11 protein-coding genes are annotated in these 18797 nt (G+C 33.2%); 3 read left to right on the top strand and 8 right to left on the bottom strand.

All coding sequences use genetic code 11. The annotated features are described in order from the left end of the window. Positions 1-13: 13 nt before the first annotated feature. The 6 genes from E0F76_RS01655 to E0F76_RS01630 all read right to left on the bottom strand — a co-directional run bounded on the left by E0F76_RS01655 (position 14) and on the right by E0F76_RS01630 (position 10025). On the bottom strand, positions 14-1006 hold the full coding sequence (locus E0F76_RS01655) for an arabinan endo-1,5-alpha-L-arabinosidase (protein ID WP_132000612.1): 993 nt from the start codon (positions 1004-1006) through the stop codon (positions 14-16). A 9-nt stretch (positions 1007-1015) separates the two neighbouring features. After that, a complete protein-coding gene (locus E0F76_RS01650) occupies positions 1016-2011 on the bottom strand; it encodes a glycoside hydrolase family 43 protein (protein WP_132000610.1) in 996 nt (331 codons plus the stop codon). A 108-nt stretch (positions 2012-2119) separates the two neighbouring features. Then, entirely contained in the window at positions 2120-3745 is a 1626-nt protein-coding gene (locus tag E0F76_RS01645) for an arabinan endo-1,5-alpha-L-arabinosidase (protein WP_132000608.1), read from the bottom strand. Between the two features lie 4 nt (positions 3746-3749). Beyond that, positions 3750-5297, bottom strand: a complete 1548-nt coding sequence (locus tag E0F76_RS01640) for an alpha-N-arabinofuranosidase (RefSeq protein ID WP_132000606.1) — start codon at positions 5295-5297, stop codon at positions 3750-3752. A gap of 94 nt (positions 5298-5391) precedes the next feature. Next, positions 5392-6954 (bottom strand): RagB/SusD family nutrient uptake outer membrane protein, encoded by a 1563-nt coding sequence (locus E0F76_RS01635; RefSeq protein ID WP_132000604.1) that lies wholly within the window; start codon positions 6952-6954, stop codon positions 5392-5394. Between the two features lie 29 nt (positions 6955-6983). Then, positions 6984-10025 (bottom strand): SusC/RagA family TonB-linked outer membrane protein, encoded by a 3042-nt coding sequence (locus tag E0F76_RS01630; RefSeq protein ID WP_132000602.1) that lies wholly within the window; start codon positions 10023-10025, stop codon positions 6984-6986. Between the two features lie 634 nt (positions 10026-10659). Between E0F76_RS01630 and E0F76_RS01625 the strand changes: the two genes are divergently transcribed. Together E0F76_RS01625 and E0F76_RS01620 are read left to right on the top strand one after the other, a co-directional pair. Next, positions 10660-11349 (top strand): NUDIX hydrolase, encoded by a 690-nt coding sequence (locus tag E0F76_RS01625; protein ID WP_132000600.1) that lies wholly within the window; start codon positions 10660-10662, stop codon positions 11347-11349. 375 nt (positions 11350-11724) lie between these two features. Beyond that, a complete protein-coding gene (locus E0F76_RS01620; protein ID WP_132000598.1) occupies positions 11725-12987 on the top strand; it encodes a T9SS type A sorting domain-containing protein in 1263 nt (420 codons plus the stop codon). Between the two features lie 82 nt (positions 12988-13069). Here E0F76_RS01620 and fsa read toward each other — a convergent pair whose 3' ends face one another. Both fsa and E0F76_RS01610 read right to left on the bottom strand, forming a co-directional pair. Further along, entirely contained in the window at positions 13070-13726 is a 657-nt protein-coding gene (fsa, locus tag E0F76_RS01615; protein ID WP_132000596.1) for a fructose-6-phosphate aldolase, read from the bottom strand. Between the two features lie 26 nt (positions 13727-13752). After that, a complete protein-coding gene (locus E0F76_RS01610; protein ID WP_132000594.1) occupies positions 13753-15792 on the bottom strand; it encodes a transketolase family protein in 2040 nt (679 codons plus the stop codon). Positions 15793-16782: 990 nt separating this feature from the next. Here E0F76_RS01610 and E0F76_RS01605 point away from each other — a divergent pair. Then, entirely contained in the window at positions 16783-18468 is a 1686-nt protein-coding gene (locus tag E0F76_RS01605; protein WP_132000592.1) for a sodium/sugar symporter, read from the top strand. Positions 18469-18797 lie beyond the last annotated feature (329 nt).

Here is an 18797-nt window from a genome sequence, read left to right as displayed (position 1 = left end):
GTCAAATTCTATATTATTTCATGGGTTCTAAAGTAGGCCAAAACTCTGCGTCCCATTTTAATTGTTTTATTTGCAATACCGGTCTTCCCTTTTGTTTGGCATCATAGGCGTGATATATGAAATAGTCTTTCCCATCAAATGTATAGGTACTATTGTGTCCGGCTCCGTACCAGTTTTCATCACCTTGAATGAGCAAAGTACCGCCACCTTCATTTAATGGTTTGCCTGCTTTGTCAATATAAGGACCTGTTATACTTTTAGATCTTCCAATTACCACTTTATAAGTGCTTTTTTCACCACGGCAACACAAATCCCATGAGAGGAACTCATAATAGTAACCGTTTTTTTTGAATATAAAAGGAGCTTCCAAAGCGCCATCACCTGGATCAGCGTCGGCTAGTTCGAATGTTCTTTTACGTTTGGCAATCGTATACCATTCTTGTGGTTGTGCAATAGACTTTAAATCGGGATTTAATTTGACCATTTTTAATCCTTCCCAAAATGAACCGAATGCTAACCAAGGGATGTTGTTTTCGTCTAAAGTCAAATTAGGATCAATTGCATTCCAAAGATCGCGGTTAGGTATAGATTGAATGACAATTCCTTGATCTTCCCATTTGTAGGCAGGGTCTTTTGGGTCTAATGTTGTATTGGTTGTTACTCCAATTGCCGAAGTGTTTTTTGCGAAAGCAGAAACGGAATAATACAAATAATACTTATTGTTATGAAAGGAAATATCAGGAGCCCAAATGTGATTCTCGAAATTTGGAACCACGGAATCAACCCAAACTGGTTTTTCTTTGAATATGGCAGGTTCTGGATTCCAATTTTTTAAATCTTTGGAACTAAAAACGCTGATTCCTTTTCCAGTACAATACAAATAGTACGTGTCTTTTTGTTTAATCATCACAGGATCATGAACTGTAATATCCTGAGCCGATGTATAAATAGACATCAATAATAGTAGGTATAAGAAAGTCTTTTGTATGTGATTGTATGTTTTCATTTTCTTGTTTTATTTTTGAATACCTTCAGTAGTCATAATTACTCGTTTCATCGTTCCATCTTTATTGTAATACAAACGATCTACGCAAACGGATCGTCTAAAACTACCGCCGTTAGGCTGAATGCCACCCGTATGATAAATAAAATAAGATTTCCCTTTGAAATCAATTATAGCTTGATGATTGGTATTTGAATTACCAGCTAGTTCATTCAAAATTCCTTTATATTCCCATGGGCCATTAATAGATTTACTCCTTGCGTAGGCAATTTTTTCAGGAAATTCGGTTGCGTATGATAAATAATACCACTTGTTGTGTTTATGAATCCAAGGAGCTTCGGTAAATTTTGGAAAATCGATAGTTTGTATCGGGCCATCCATTTCTATCATGTTTTCTTTTAATTTCACATAATTACAAACAGTATTTCCCCAAAATAAATAAGCTTGACCATCATCATCAATTATTACAGAAGGGTCAATATCATCCCAACTGATTTTAGTTTGGGTCGTCATATCGTTTGTTATTATTGCTTTTCCTAAAGCATCTTTGAAAGGACCTGTTGGACTGTCAGAAACGGCAATTCCAATTGCTTTTCCATGAATTGTTCCATGAGAAACTGCTACATACCAATAAAATTTTCCATTGCGTTCAATGACTTGAGAAGCCCAAGCGTCTCCTTTTGCCCAAGCAAAATCAGTTGCTTTTAGTGGAACAGGATGTTCTTGCCAATTCGCCATATCTGATGAGGAATACACCAACCATTCATTCATTCTATAGGTATTGACATCATTTGGAGCCTCATCGTGTCCCGCATATAGATATACTTTGTCTTTGTAAACTAAAGCTGCTGGATCAGCAGTGTATTTATCTTTGATGATAGGATTATTAATTTGTGTGGTTTGATTTGTATTTCTACTATTGGCGGAAGCCGTATCCTCATTTTTTTGTCCTGTTTTACAAGAGGAAACAAGTATAGAAAGCAATAGAATCAAGAATATATTTTTCATGTTTAAAATTATAAAACTAGGTATGCTTAGTTTGATTTTAACTAAAGCGCTTCCTTTTGATAGGAAGCGCATTTTTAACTAACTAATCTAAAATTAAAAAGAAATTAATCAATTTATTTTTTTGCCCCAAACGGGTACTCCAGCAGTATTAAGTCCAGAATAGGTTAAAGTAACAGCTCTTGTAGCTGCTTCCCAATCCCATGCGTCGTTTACTTTGCATTTTATTCCGTTTACAGTAAGTGTTTTGATGGCGCTGTCATATGACCAAGTTCCAGTAATGCCTCCGCTTACCTTTTTATCAGCCGTAAGGTAAATGGTTGTTGATTTTTGAATGGTTGCGTATTGATAGTTCATGGTAATTTGTTCCCAACTTCCTATGAACGAAGCCTCAGTAATTGTTGTTGCAGGTACTGCAGCATAACGCTCTGGATCTACAACTGGCCAGCCGTCATCTGTCCAATTAATGGCTCTTACATGTCCCATCATAATTGCATTGGAAACAGCAATACCTGGAACACCTACTGGTAAACGTGCTTGTGAAGAGTAAAACCATTGTTTAGTATCTGGGTTTTGAAATACAGCACAATGAGAAAACCCAACCCAACCTGTATGATTATTGAATGAATAAGGGTGAGTAAGCATTGGCCAACATTCAGCACCATTGGTAACATTAGCACCGTTGATACCTAAATAAGGACCTGTAACGCTTCTGGAACGGCAAACTCTGGTGTTGTAAGGAACATCTAGACCATCATAAGCTATAAAAAGGTAATAATATTGTGTGTCTGGGTTGTATATGATTTCCGGACCTTCTGAACCTTGCCAACGACTAGTAGCATTTCGAGAAGCGATGCGAGTACCATAATCACTCAATGTTTTTAATTGGTCTGGTTTACCTGTTGTTGGATTCAATTTTAATATTGCAATACCAGAATGCCAAGAACCATATATCAAGTATTGTTCCCCTGCAGGAGTTTCGATAAAACTTGGATCAATAGCGTTAAATTTAAAATAAGCATTTTCCCAATTTCTGCTACCTGTAAAAGAATAGGGTTTTAATCCGTCAGGTTCAGAACAAACTACCATTCCTTTGTCTGTCCATACATTTGAGGCTAAATCATCTGTTTCAGCTAAACCAATAAAGGCTCTTTCTGACCATGAATTTGTAAAATCTGTTCCTGTTATTGGATTATCGACTACAATACTATAATACATTCTGTATTTATTACCCACTTTACGAACACATGGTGCCCAATATCCATAATTAGGATTTGTTATAGGAGGCAATGCTGGACTCATTCGTGCTCTCTTATTGTTTAAAGAATCTTTAACCCAAGCAGGAGCAGTAGTCATTGATGAACCCATAAAATCCCATTTAACAAGGTCTTTGGAACGTCTATAAAAGAAATGTCCGTGTCCGTCAGTACTATTTCCGTAGGAAGCATCAGTTTGATACATATAATAATAATCACCACTTTTTTCAACTGTTGGATCATGCACATTGGCTAAATTCCATTGAGAATTAGCACCCCAAGAAGCCATAGAACTATAATTATCTAAGTATGTTGGGCCTGCAAAAGGCGTTGGCGTTGGCGTTGGATCAGGTGTAGGTGTAGGTGTAGGCGTCGGAGTAGGCGATGGGCTATCGCTACTGGAGCAACTACTAAAGGTTACGATTAATAAAATAAGTGCTAAATAGGCAACTAATTTAAAAATGGAATCTGATTTTTTCATGATATTATTTTCCTTCTAACATTAGTACTGAAAAAGGAGGTATTGTTATTTCTAATTTTCCTTTTTTGTTTTCAAATCCTTTAAATACAGCAGGCTGAATTTTTGTTGGATTTTCGAATGAGTTGTGATCTTGCAATTTTGAAGAGGCAAGTATTGTCCCAGAAACCGTTTTGATTCCAAGTTCAGTGAGATCAATTTCAATTTTATTTGCTTTTTTCGCATCTACATTTACTAATGAAATATGAACAGATCCATTTTTATCTTTTGATGCTGAAGCTGAAATGGCAGGAAGCGTTTCGCCATTATAAGTATATAATGGAGAATTTATAGTAATTGGTAATAGTTTTGCATCTTGATGTACATTGTACATTTGCATCAGATGATAAGTAGGTGTCAAAAGCATTTTGGTTTTATCTGTTAGAATAACAGCTTGCAAAACATTTACGCATTGTGCAAGGTTCGCCATACGGACACGATCAGCATGATTATTAAAAATATTAAGAGTTGCTCCGGCAAGAACAGCATCTCTCATTGTATTTTGTTGGTATAGGAATCCAGGATTTGTTCCTTTTTCTACATCATACCAACCACCCCATTCGTCTACAACCAAAGCGATTTTTTTCTTTGGATCATATTTGTCCATAATGGCAGAATGTTTAGTAACCAATTCCTCCATTTTTAATGCTTGTGTCATCGTTTTGAAATACAAGTCTTCGGTAAAATCGACATCACTTCCTTTTTTATTCCAATCAATTACGGAATAATGATGTAAAGCTACTCCACCCAGCATGTTTCCTGGGATATTTTTCATTAAAGTTTCAGTCCAATTATAGTCGGCACTGTTTGCTCCAGAAGCCACACGCATCAATCCTCCAGTATTATCCCAATCTGACATAAAGGTGGCATATTTGCGGTATTCACCGGAATAATAATCGGCTGTCATGTTACCACCACAACCCCAAGCTTCGTTGCCAACTCCCCAAATTTTTACTTTCCAAGGTTCCTTTCTACCGTTTTTAACACGCAAATCACTCATAGGGCTTTTGCCTCCAAAATTAACGTATTGTACCCAATCTGCTAATTCTTGAACTGTTCCACTTCCCATGTTTCCAGCTAAATAAGGTTCGGTTCCAAGTAGTTCGCATAAATTTAAGAAATCGTGGGTTCCAAAACTATTGTCTTCGGTTACGCCTCCCCACCATTGGTTTACTATTGTTGGTCGTTCTTCCTTTGGTCCAATTCCATCTTTCCAATGGTAGGTATCGGCAAAACAACCACCAGGCCAGCGTAAATTTGGTATTTTTAATGCTTTTAATGCTGCAACAACATCATTACGCACCCCATTTGTATTGGGGATTTTTGAGGTGTCTCCAACAAAAAACCCTCCATAAATAGATCTCCCTAAATGCTCGGCAAAATGTCCGTAGATATTTCTATTTATAATTGGTGCATTTTCACTGTTTTTTATTGTAATTACGGTGGTTTCTTTCTGTGAAAAAACGCTTTGGTTACAAAAAATAAAAACGAATACTAATAATAAGGTTTTTTTCATGATGATTTTAAGTTATAATATCAAATGGTAAGATTATTAAACCTTACCAAATGATACTAACAATTCAAACTAACTAACTAACTCTAACTAATTTTTAATAACTTGGATTTTGTACGGTTCCAGGGTTATTATCGATATCTAATTGTGGGATAGGGAAATATTCTCTACCCGTTGCATACGAATTAAACTCAACGTCTCTTGATTTTAACCATGCTAATTTAACAGGATCTTGTAACCATCCCCAACGACGAATATCATCAAAACGGTGCCCTTCAAGTGGGAACTCTAAGAATCGTTCATGTCCAATTTGCTCTCTCATCGTGGCTTGTGTTAAACCTGGTTTTGTAATAGCTAAATTAGGTAATCCAGCTCTATCTCTAACCATTTTAATGTAGGTATAAGCACCTGGAGTATCACCAGTTTCATTCAAACTTTCTGCGTACATTAATAATACATCCGCATAACGCAATAAACGCTCGTTGATTCCAGAACGCCAATCGTACTCGTTAGCATAATTACCATCAGAATTTTGATATTTTCTACAAAATAAATCGTTCAAATCTCCTGGATTAGCTGCATAAAAAGTGGCGAAATCTTTTCCATACAATTGCATTCCTCCTGGTTTGTTATAGAATATTGTTGCATCTAATCGTGGATCTACAGTATTTGCTGTTGTTTTTTCTTGTTGATATTCATTGAACAAGGTCCTAGTTGGTTGTACATCAGTCCATCCAAAAGCTCTTGGAGCATAAGTAATGGCTCTTGCTGATGTTTTTCCCCAACCTGTTGCCGGAGCTCCACCCCAACCCAAGTCAACACCACCAGCACTTCTGCTGAATTGAACTTCGAATAGGGATTCGGAATTGTTTTCGTTAGTGTCCGTAAAGTTATCACGATAATTAGTAACTAATGAATAAACACCTAAATCAATAACTTGTTTAAAAGTAGTTTTGGCATTGGCGAAATCTTTGGTAAACAAATAGGCTTTACCTAAATATCCTAAAGCAGCTCCTTTTGTGGCACGTCCTTTTTGACCTGCATCTAAACCAGTAACACTTGTGTATGAATTGGGTAGTAAATCAGCAGCAGCTTTGAAATCCGCTATGACTTGTTTCCAACCTTCCTCATTTGTTTTTTGTGGATAGAAAGCAGCAATTTCTGTTGGAAGCGGTACGTTTTTGAACAAGTTTACTGCATGAAACAAATACAATCCTCTTAAAAAATAAGCTTGTCCTATGATTCTGTTTTTAAGTCCAGCATCAGCCATGTCGATTTTAGATACATTTTCAAGCACTTGATTCGCACGATAAATACCTTGATAGTAGGTTTCATAAGCCCATCCATAAATAGCAGCATTTGATGCATTGGAGTTGAATCGTCCCACATTATACATTGCATCCCATGGACTGTTACTTCTAGTGTCGTCTCCTTTTAAATCTAATAATAAAGGAGTGCTTCTCATATAAGTTCCATCTGTTAATAAACTTCCGTAAGCAGCATTAACACCTTTAATGGCGTCTTGATCTGTTTTCCAGAAGGAATCTACAGCATCATTATTTGGGTCTAATTGAATTAAGTCTGCATCATTAACACAACTTGTCGATATAATAGCTAGTGAAAAGAAACCAGCTAAATAATTATATATTTTATATTTCATTTTGATTCGTTTTTAATGGTTTGCTAATTTTAAAAATTTACTTCTAATCCTAAAGATATGGTTCTAGGGTTAGGGAAAGAACCTCCATCATATCCTCTAGAAAAAGATCCGTCGTTGCTATTAAAATCGGGATCACCGGTGTCATATTTACTTATAGTCAATAGGTTTTGTCCATTTACATATACTTTTGCTTTTTGAATTAAACTATTGGCAGGAACCGGAATTTGATATCCAATTTCCATTGTCTGAAGTTTTAAATAGTCTCCGTTTTGAATAAATCGATTAGAATCTCTTCCGTTTGCATTTGGGTCACCTATTATTGGACGAGGTACATTTGTGTTGGTATTTGTAGGTGTCCAATAATTTAGCATATCAGTACTATGATTGCCATATTGTCCAGCCATTAAATTACGGTAAAGGCTGTTGAAAACTTTGTTTCCACCACTTCCTTGCCAAAACATAGAGAAATCCCAGTTTTTATAAGAACCACTAAGGTTCATACCATAACTGTATTTTGGGATAGAAACTCCTTGAAATGTTCTGTCAAGATCACTTATTTTCCCATCACCATTAATGTCTTTGAATTTAAGATCACCCACACCAGCGTTTGTTTGTGTTGGTGATGAAGCTATTTCTCCAGCATTTTGAAAAATTCCATCGGTTTCATAAGCAAAAATTTCACCAATAGATCTTCCTACAATTGTTTTAGACGCAGCGCCATAAATTGGATTTCCATTTAGACCTATTTGAAGTACTTCATTTTTCAACGTACCTATATTGGCAGATATGCTGTATTTGAAAGCATTTTTATTATTGTTATAAGTGGTAGAAAATTCAAAACCTTTATTTCTCATTGCACCTGCATTTGTTCTGATACTTGCTGGAAAAGCCCCAGTTGAATAAGGTAACGGAACATCAACTAAAAGATTAGTAGAGTTTTTTACAAAATACTCTGCAGTAAATTGTAAATCATTGTTGAACATACCAATTTCTACTGCAACATCTGATGTTTTTACATCTTCCCATCTTACATTTGGATCTAAAGAAGCGACTACTGTTGTGCCGGGAGCCAATGCGTTATTGAAATCATAGCCTGCAAAACTATTGATTGTTGTAGCGAAGAAATAAGGAGGAATGGTATTATTACCTAATTTACCATAACTTCCTCTCAATTTAACATTGCTTACCCATTCTGGCAAGTGAATGAATTTTTCGTTGCTTAATTTCCAAGCTCCAGAGAAAGAGTAGTTATTAGCAGTATTGAATTTTTCGCTAAATAGTGATGTTTTGTCTTGTCTAAAGTTAGCTTGCAACAAATAACGATCATCAAAAGAATAATTGATCCGGCTTATGTAAGATTTACCCGTTATCGTTACATTACTTTCACCAGTACTAGTGTTATCTGCATATTGTAGTTTGCTTATTTCACCATAATCATATCCTACTCCTCTTGACCAGTGATCATATGAATCACTACGTTCTTGAACTAAACCTCCCAAAACATCAAATTTATGTTTATCGATATCTAATGAATAGGTAAGAATATTATTGAAAAAAGTTTTTGTAACGTTACCAGTTGAAACGTCTAAAGAAGCTTCTTCTTTTGTAGTAATGTAATACCATCCTAAATCACTTTGGGGAACGTACTTTCTGTTTTGATAATCCAATCGGTCAAAACTAGCATCAATTTTATATTTTAATCCTTTTACGATTTCATATTCTCCCCAAACATCTCCAATAAAACGGTCTCTTTTTCCTGTGTTTGTTATTAAATTATTAAATCCAATAACATTAAGTGAAATGGCTCTTTGAGTTAAATTGTCAGTACCACCGTAACCACCTAATCTATTAGCATCATAAACAGGCATTGTAGGAATAGCGCCCACCAAAGCGGCAATTGCTGATTCTCCAACATAACTATTAAAAATTTCTTTACCAGATTGAGTAAAACCTATTTTAGTACCGTATTTGAAATCTCCTTTTTTACCATTTAAATTCAAATTCATAGACATTCTTTCGTACTCTTGAGGTGATTTGATATAACTGCTGTTTTTGAAATAATCCATATTCAAATTATAGGCTAATTCTTCAGCACCACCATTAAACGCTAAGGAGTGATTTTCTATTACTCCAGTTTCATAAGCAGCATCTTGCCAATTGGTATCCACATTTTTAATGTAAAGTGGATTTGTTGGATCATTTCCAGGTGCTACAGATAATCCTGCATTTTTTTCGGCAGCACTAGTAATCGTTTGATAACCAACTCTGTCAGTTACATCCCAAGTTCTAGCCACATTTTGAAAACCTACAAGTGATTTGTATTTAACACTTAGTTTTCCTGTTTTTCCTTTTTTGGTTGTGATAATTACAACACCATTGGCACCACGAACTCCATATATGGCAGCAGATGAAGCGTCTTTCAAAACTTGAATAGACTCAATATCACCGGGAGCAAAATCGTAAGGATTATCTACAATCATTCCATCAATTACAAAAAGTGGATTGTTGTTTGTAAAGGAAGAAAGTCCTCGAATTTTTACGTTAACAAATCCTCCGGGCTCACCAGATGATTGCACTGTTACGCCGGCAACTTGTCCTTGAAGCATTTTTGCTGAATCATAGGTTACTATTTTTTTAGCAGATTCCATGTTTACCACTCCTACAGATCCAGAAAGGTCTGATTTTCTCTGTGTTCCATATCCAATAACTACTACTTCGTCTAGTTTATTAACGTCTTCTTTTAATGAAATGTTAATTTTAGTTTGATTACCAACAGTTATTTCCTTATTGACGGATCCAATATAGGAAAAAACTAGGATGTCTGTTGGGGATGCTTTTATTTCATACTCTCCGTTAAACCCGGTTACGGCAACAGTTTTAGAGCCTTTAACGATTACATTTACCCCTGGAATAGGCATTGAATCTTCAGAAGTTACAACTCCGGAAATTGTTTTGTCATTTTGAGCTGAAATAGTATAAGATGAAAATAGCATCACTACTATAGCTAAGAGCCATTCTCTTTTTGGTAATAAAAAATGGCAATAAAAAAGGAATTGTTTGATTGTTAGCATACTGATTTTTGTTTTGGTTAATTATAAGTGTGTTTTTTACATTTGTAAATATAATTAAAAAAAAACAATAAAAACAAATTAATACTATAAAAATAAAGATAAAAAAGTGCGCATTTTATAATATAAGTGTAGAAAGTACATTTAAAAATTTTGTTTTTATTTAAAAACATCAGTTTTTTTGCCTTTTATTTGATTTAATGTTAGTAATTGATAAAATATATCCATTTATCGGCAAAATATTTATTTTTAAAATAATTTCATAAATGGGTTGTTTTTTTGATTTTTTACCTCAAAATTATTCTAATAAGCCTGTAAATAATCTTAAAAATGATTTTTTTTGTAGTATAAAAGCTGTTATATTTCTTAGTTTCAAACGTTTTCGTAAAGAACAATCGTTTGCGATTTACAAAAAAGGGCTTAATTGATTTATTTGAACCTTTGGTTTGTATTATTAATCTTTTATTTGATAAGATTAAGAGATATGGCATTTTGTTAGCACTCTTTAGAATCTCCTTTTCAGGTGATTTTTTGTTTATATTTTGAGTTGCAACTTTTATTAAGTGTAAAAACTACATTGATATATTATGAAACTTTTACGGAAGTTGTTATATTTACCGTGAAAAAAAATAAAATAATGTTAAATAGTTATAGTTCGGCAGATAAAGTATTACTTGCTGTAGATTGTATCATTTTTGGTTTTGATAAGGAAGGATTAAAAATACTTTTAATAAAAAGGGATTTTGAACCCGAAAAAGGGAAGTGGTCTTTAATAGGTGGATTTCTTAAAAAAGATGAAAAACTCGATTCTGCAGCAATTCGAATTTTAGATCGATATACTGGGATTCATGATATTTATATGGAACAGTTACACGCCTATAGTGATATTGATCGTGACCCAGTTGAAAGAACAATTTCAGTAGCTTATTTTGCATTAATTAATATTGAAAACCATAATGCGGAATTAATTCAAAATTATGAAGCGCAATGGTTTAGCGTTGCGAATGCTCCAAAATTAATTTTTGACCACAATTCTATGCTTAGGCATGCCATTAGAAGATTGAGATATAGAACCTCTACTAAGCCAGTTGGTTTTGAACTCTTACCAGAAAAATTCACGATGCGTCAATTATTAGAACTATATGAAGCTATTTTGAGTAAAGAGCTGGATAAAAGAAATTTTATCAGTAAAATAAATTCATTGGATATTTTGATAAAATTAGATGAAAAAGACATGATGTCCTCCAGAAAAGGATCTTATCTCTATGCTTTTGATAAAGAAAAATACGATGCAAAATTATTGAATGATTTTGTTTTGAATCTATAATTGATAAAGCACTTTTCGAATATATAAAAGGAAGACTCTCATTGATTGAAAGTCTTCCTTTTTTTTGATAAATCTGGCATATCCTAAAAAAACTATCTAAATTATTATTTTTTAAAAGACACCTTCAATTGAATATCTGGCATTCCCAAATGATTAGGATTGTATTACTTTCTATATTTAATAAATATAATAAATTACTAATCCAATGATCCCATTTAAAAACATTTTGCATCAGATTTTGAAATAAATACAAATAAAATAATTTTTTAACATAAATATTATATTTAATTAGATTTTGTTTTATTCAATAAAATTAAAGTACATTTACAAGTGTGTTTTGAACACTTTATTATATTTAACTAAAATCAACCCGCTATGAACAAAAAATTATTTTCAAAAAACTTATTATCACTCTTTACTGTTTTCTTTCTAATTATTGCAACTAATATTCATGCTCAAAACTATAATTGGGTAGGAACAACAAGCGATTTTTATACAGCTTCAAATTGGACCAGTACTTCTGGATCAGTTGTTTTTGATAATTCATCCTTTAAATTTGTTAGAACTAATGCTACAGGAAATTCAGCTGTCATAAATCAATTTATAGCTTGGCAACCTGGAGTTTTTGACAATACAAGTGGTCTCCTAACTATAAATGCTAATTTTAACGTGTTTTATAATGATGTCTTAAACGGAATAGTTACTGTAAATACTGGAGCAATATTCACTTGCCGCAACATATTTCGTGTTGGTAGTGGAGGTTCGGGAACAGTAAATGTAAACGGTGGTACTTTTAGAAGCAGTAATGTTGACACTTGGCAAGGGGTTTTTATCGGTGCTAACAAAGGTGGAAATGGAACTGCAAACATTAATACAGGTGGTGTTATAGATGGAGGATATCAATTGGAAATCGGGACAAGAGATTTCTATCCTACAGGACTATTGAATGTAAATACTGGAGGAATAGCAGGAGCATATTGGGCTACTCTAATTGGACCAAACGGAACTATAAATGTTAACGGAGGAACATTAAACACAGGAGAGACATTTAAAGTTGGTGATTTATTTCTTGATAATGCGGGAAATGCGGGAACTATAGGATCGATTGTTGGAAAATTAAATATTAACTCAGGAACTGTTAATGTAAATCAAAATGATTCAGGAGGAATAAATTTTAGTTTACATGCTAATTCTAAAGTAGTTATTGATGCTGGAAGTTTAGTTATAAAAAGAACTGGAGTAGATTATACTTCAGCAATAAATACTTATGTTACCAATGGGCAAATCGCTCCTATAGCTGGGAAAAGTATATCTGTAACTTATAATGGAGTATTGACAACTGTTACAGCTACAAGTTTAGGAGTTGCTAATTTCAACAAAGAGTTAGAAAACTCATTTGTAATTTACCCAAATCCTGTTAAAAATGACATTCATATTATGAGTAAAGTGAATTTTGGAAAAGATTTGAAAGTTTCGGTTGTTAACTTAATTGGAGAAACGATTATTGAAAGCCAGACTATTAAAGCAGATTCAGATTCGTATACTATTTCTACTAAAAATAAATTGTCTGCGGGAATTTATTTAGTTCAGATTAATACTGAAAACGGAATCGTTTCTAAAAAAATTATAGTAAAATAAATAATTTATTTTTTGTATTTCTATTATAAAAAAAGCACCTTTTATATTTTAAAAGGTGCTTTCTTAGTAGAAAAAGGGTTTTTTAATTATTCCCTTTTTGATAATCGGCCAAGAAAGTCGCCAAACCACTATCAGTAAGTGGATGTTTCATTAATCCTTCTATTGCACTTAATGGCCCTGTAATTACATCGGCACCAATTTTAGCACAATTCAAAATATGCATCACGTGGCGCACTGATGCTGCCAAAATTTGGGTTTCATAACCGTAATTATCATAAATCAATCTGATTTCCTCAATTAATGCCAGTCCGTCAGTAGAGATGTCATCTAATCTTCCAATAAAAGGGGAAACATAAGTTGCTCCTGCTTTGGCAGCAAGTAATGCTTGACCTGCTGAAAATATTAATGTACAGTTCGTTCTAATTCCTTTATTCGAAAAGTATTTTATTGCTTTTATCCCGTCTTTAATCATTGGAATTTTTACTACGATTTGAGGATGCAAAGCGGCTAATTTTTCGCCTTCGGCAATCATTCCTTCAAAATCTGTTGAAATAACTTCAGCACTGACATCACCATCGACCAACTCACATATTTTTATATAATGAGCTATTATATTAGCTACTCCTGTTATCCCTTCTTTTGCCATTAAAGATGGATTAGTGGTTACTCCATCAAGAATTCCTAAATCATTTGCATCTTTGATGTCTTTTAAATTTGCGGTGTCTATAAAAAATTTCATTTCTTTATTATTTAATTATTTGTTGTTTATTTAGTTTCTTCAATATATTTAAGGATTTCTTTACTTACTTGCGTACTGGTAAATCCAAATTTTTCATCTAATACACTTGCCGGTGCTGAATACCCAAAATGGTCCAGACCAATCACTTTTCCAACATCGCCAATCAAACCTTCAAGATTTACAGGAAGTCCAGCCGTAAGACCGAAAACTAATTTTCCTTTTGGGATAACACTTTCTTGGTATGATTTGGATTGTTCTTTGAGTAAACCTTCAGAAATTATGGAGGCTACATTTATTTTTAAATTTTTCTCTTTTTCCAATAGTGTTGCAGCTGCTAAAAGGGTTGCCACTTCTGATCCGTTGGCAATTAATGTGATATCTGGATTTTGTGTTGACTTTACTAAATAGCCTCCTTTTGAAGATGAAGTTGCCTCTTCGTATCTTGAAGTTCCATGTGCTGGAATGTCTTGAATATTTTGTCTCGAAAGAATTAAAGCTGTTGGTGTTTTAGAGTTTCTTAACGCCATGTCCCAAGCTACCGATGTTTCTATTGCGTCTGCTGGGCGTAAAGCCAATAAACTTCGATTCCCTGAATGGTTTTTAATCTTTTCCATCAAACGAATTTGTGCTTCTTGTTCGATAGGTTGATGCGTTGGTCCATCTTCACCCACGCGAAATGAGTCGTGAGTCCAAACGTATTTTACAGGCAATTCTTGAATTGCCGCTAATCGTATGGCTGGTTTCATATAATCCGAAAAAACAAAAAAGGTCGCTACAACTGGGATAACACCTCCATGAAGGGCTATTCCATTCGCGATTGAAGTCATTGTCAATTCAGCAACTCCAGCTTGTAAAAAGGCGCCACTAAAATCATTTTTTTTCAAAACAGAAGATTTTTTAAGAAATCCATCTGTTTTATCACTGTTTGATAAATCTGCCGAAGAAACAATCATGTTTTCTACGTTTTCTGCTAAATAAGCAAGAACAATCGAGGATGCTTCTCTTGTAGCTATATTTGGTTTTTGAACAACACTACTTAAATCTAAGTCAGGAATTTCACCAGATAAAAACGATTCTAGTTTTAAGGAAAGGGCTGGGTTTTCTTTTTTCCAAGATGCAATTTGCACTTTTCTATTGGCTATTGCTGCTGTTTTCTGAGCAAGTATTTTAGTATATTGTGTTGCTACTTCTTCAAAAATAGCAAATGGATCTTCAGGATTTGCCTTTAGATTAATCAATGTTTTTATGTAATCTGCTTTAGTGTCGCCAATAGGTTTTCCATGTAATTCACATTCCCCTTCATACATAGCACCAGTTGCAGTCACACAACCTTTTCCCATAATTGTTTTTCCAATTATTAAAGTAGGTCTTTCGGATTCTTCGTTAGCTTCCGTTAATGCTTTTCTTATTTGTGTGTGATCATGGCCATCAATTGTGATAACTTTCCAACCCCAAGCTTCATATTTCATAGCTGTATTTTCAGATGTTACTTCATCTGTCATTGAAGATAGTTGAACATCATTAGAATCATAAAACATAATAAAATTATTCAATCCTAAATGTCCAGCTATTCTTCCTGCACCTTGTGAAATTTCTTCTTGAACTCCACCATCAGTGATATATCCATATATTTTATGTTCAAAAAGTCCTTTGAATCGTGCATCAAGAAATTTGGCAGCAATAGCAGCTCCTACACCCATAGCATGACCTTGTCCTAGTGGTCCAGAAGTGTTTTCAATACCTCTTAATACATCAATTTCTGGGTGTCCAGGTGTTACAGAACCCCATTGTCTAAATTGTTGTAGGTCTTCTTTTTTGTAATTGCCTAATAAATAATACTGAGAATACATCAATGCAGATAAATGTCCAGCATCCATAAAGAAACGATCCCTAAACGGCCAATCCATCTCTGTGGGGTCAAAGTTGAGGTATTCTGTATACAAAATATGCATAAAATCAGCACCGCCCATAGCTCCTCCAGGATGTCCAGAATTTGCTTTTTCAACCATTGAAATGGCGAGTGTTCTTATATTATCTGCAGCTAATTGATCAATTTTTTGGTTCATAATTGTAGTTGTTGTTTTTGATTTTACTAGTGAAAAGGCAAAGTTTCGATTTGTCTTGGGATTCAATAAACAAAATAATATTGCGCTAAATAGTCGATTGGTTTTTTTGTTTTAATAGTAACTTAAAGTCAAATGGATATTTTTTATTAACGTATTATTTGAAATTAAACTCCTCTAAATAAGTTGGGATGTAGAACTAATGGTATAAAATAAATAATAAGTGTAAAATTTACATTTACAAATATATAGAAATTTATTAAACATAAACAAAAAAAATATTTTTTTTCTTTTTTTAGATGTAGCTAATTTATTGAAGCTATTTAATTATAAGACATCAGTCTTAAAATGTCATTTTGTGTTTTCTTCAAATAATCGAGATTAGAACTTTGCGTCGGTATACAATTATGTTTTAATTGAATTAATTACTCATAAATGTATAGGCAACTCAAATGTGTCTTCTAAAATAGACTTCTAATAAACTTGATTTGGATTCAGAAGTTTTAATTCTAATGAAGGTATAAGGTTTGTTCTATGATTTTAAGACGAATAAAATGGGTTAATTAATAAAATAATCTGTTAAAAACAGGAGTGATGTACTTCTATAAATAGAAATGAAAGATGTTAAAATGATTTATTCTTATTTTACTATAAGGATTGTCAATTTCACAACGGACTTAAAGAACTGAAAATGAATTTTTTAAAAATATATATAGAATTATGCTATGTAAATATTCGTTATAAATGTAAAAAACACATTTATAAGCTATGTAAATAACTATTTTTATTTTACTTTTGACTTTCATAAATTCATAAAATAACTATAGAATTAAAACACATACTATATTTTATAATTAATTCTATAACGAAATTCTGTATTTATTAGAAAATGATATAATAATATATAAATATTAAATAGTTTAAAAAAAAAGAATAAATTACACCCGAAAAAACCGCATACATTTATATTAACTTCTAAAAAAGAATTCACCAATGAACCAGAACCTTGCTTTTGCTGATTACGCAGTATTTATTATCTATTTTATAGTCGTATCTACCTATGGATATGTCATATATCGAAAACGGGAGAAAAACGAACACGATGCCAAAGCTTATTTCTTGGCAGAAGGAACACTTACTTGGTGGGCCATTGGAGCCTCATTAATTGCCTCTAATATATCTGCGGAGCAATTTATTGGAATGAGTGGAGAAGGATTCTTTTTAGGAATTGCTGTTGCTGCTTACGAATGGATTGCTGCAATTGCATTAATTATTGTAGCTGTATGGTTTATTCCTGTTTATTTGAAGAACAAGATTTATACCATGCCTCAATTTTTAAAAACAAGATACAATGAATCTACTGCATTAATTATGGCTGTTTTTTGGTTGTTTTTATATGTTTTTGTGAATTTGACTTCTATTTTATATTTAGGAGCTATTGCTATTAATGGTTTGGCTGGTGGTGGATATTTACACGCTATCATGATTGGATTATCAGTTTTTGCTTTACTTATCTCTTTAGGAGGGATGAAAGTTGTAGCCTATACAGACGTTATTCAAGTAGCTGTTTTGATCATTGGTGGATTGGTTACCACTTATATCGCTTTGACTACCGTTGGAATGTATTTTGGTGTTGGAGAAAATGCTATTGAAGGATTTAAAGTGTTGATGCGCGAAGCACCAGAGCATTTTAAAATGATTATTCCTAAGCCTACTGCTGAATCATCACAATTGGATATTAATAAATACCTTACTTTCCCAGGTGTAATGGCTTATTTGGCGGGTATTTGGATTGTGAACTTAAATTATTGGGGTTGTAATCAGTATATTACTCAAAGAGCTTTGGGTGCAGATTTACAAACCGCTCGTACAGGTATTCTTTTTGCAGGTATATTAAAATTATTTATGCCACTTATCGTGATGTTGCCTGGTATCGCAGCGTATGTTTTATATTCTAAAGGATATTTACCACAATTGGTAGGTGGAAAAGATGGAGCTTATTCAGCGGTATTAACATTTTTACCAACAGGTTTAAAAGGACTTTCAGTTGCGGCATTAACAGCAGCTATTGTTGCTTCTTTAGCAGGAAAAATAAATAGTATTTCTACTATATATACTTTAGACATACATAAAAAATACATACAAAAAGAAGCTACTGATAGACAACAAGTAAACATAGGAAGAATTGCAGTTTTTGGAGCGATGCTTTTAGCTGTTATATTTACTTGGGAGGATTTATTAGGAATTGGTGGTGTGGGTGGATTTACCTACATTCAAAAGTATACCGGTTTTATTAGTCCTGGTATTTTTGCAATGTTCTTCCTTGGTATGTTCTGGAAACGTACAACTGGTACTGCTGCTTTAGTTGGTGTTATCTCAGGGTTCGTACTTTCTGTATTATTCAACGAATTTGCTCCAGGATTGTTTGGAAATGAAACTTTCTTATACACTGCCTATTCAAATGGTCATGGTGGATACGAAATCCCTTTCCTTATATGCATGGGATTATCTTTCTTCTTTACCATGTTTTTAATGATTGTTGTGAGTTTTGCAGGACCAAAAGTAAATCCTAAAGCTTTCGAATTGGATACTGAAATGTTTAAGATAAAACCTCAAACTACTGTATTGATAGTAGTTACATTGTTAATTATTTTTGCTTTGTACGCTAAGTTCTGGTAAAAGTTATAAACTATTAAATTTTTAAAAATGTGGAATTAAATTCGTTTAATTCCACATTTTTTTTGTTCTATTAATTAGAAAACCAAAAGCAAACCTACACTTTTTTGAAGATATTCGGATTACTTGTACTTGATAAAGAAGATACTTGTCTTTCCATTAATTTCAGTTGAATAAAGATTACAGTAGGAATAAATGGTATTGAATTCAAAATAAATATTGCCAAACTATTCAATTATAGTAATAAAGTAGTATTAGTTTACTATTTGGGCGTGAAAAGTATTAATGAGGTATTTTGAATTTTTAAATTAAAAAATAGTAGTGAAGTCATC

This window comes from Flavobacterium cellulosilyticum (genome assembly GCF_004349355.1).
GTDB lineage: Bacteria > Bacteroidota > Bacteroidia > Flavobacteriales > Flavobacteriaceae > Flavobacterium > Flavobacterium cellulosilyticum.
The sequence above is the reverse complement of the archived record's forward strand: the minus strand, read 5'-3'. Positions and strand labels throughout refer to the sequence as shown.

Bases quoted from the DNA above. Each gene is read 5' to 3' on its own strand.
- E0F76_RS01645 (WP_132000608.1), bottom strand. From the start codon at position 3,745: ATGAAAAAATCAGATTCCATTTTTAAATTAGTTGCCTATTTAGCACTT.
- E0F76_RS01635 (WP_132000604.1), bottom strand. From the start codon at position 6,954: ATGAAATATAAAATATATAATTATTTAGCTGGTTTCTTTTCACTAGCT.
- E0F76_RS01620 (WP_132000598.1), top strand. From the start codon at position 11,725: ATGAACAAAAAATTATTTTCAAAAAACTTATTATCACTCTTTACTGTT.
- E0F76_RS01605 (WP_132000592.1), top strand. From the start codon at position 16,783: ATGAACCAGAACCTTGCTTTTGCTGATTACGCAGTATTTATTATCTAT.
- E0F76_RS01655 (WP_132000612.1), bottom strand. From the start codon at position 1,006: ATGAAAACATACAATCACATACAAAAGACTTTCTTATACCTACTATTA.
- E0F76_RS01610 (WP_132000594.1), bottom strand. From the start codon at position 15,792: ATGAACCAAAAAATTGATCAATTAGCTGCAGATAATATAAGAACACTC.
- E0F76_RS01640 (WP_132000606.1), bottom strand. From the start codon at position 5,297: ATGAAAAAAACCTTATTATTAGTATTCGTTTTTATTTTTTGTAACCAA.
- E0F76_RS01630 (WP_132000602.1), bottom strand. From the start codon at position 10,025: ATGCTAACAATCAAACAATTCCTTTTTTATTGCCATTTTTTATTACCA.
- fsa (WP_132000596.1), bottom strand. From the start codon at position 13,726: ATGAAATTTTTTATAGACACCGCAAATTTAAAAGACATCAAAGATGCA.
- E0F76_RS01625 (WP_132000600.1), top strand. From the start codon at position 10,660: ATGTTAAATAGTTATAGTTCGGCAGATAAAGTATTACTTGCTGTAGAT.
- E0F76_RS01650 (WP_132000610.1), bottom strand. From the start codon at position 2,011: ATGAAAAATATATTCTTGATTCTATTGCTTTCTATACTTGTTTCCTCT.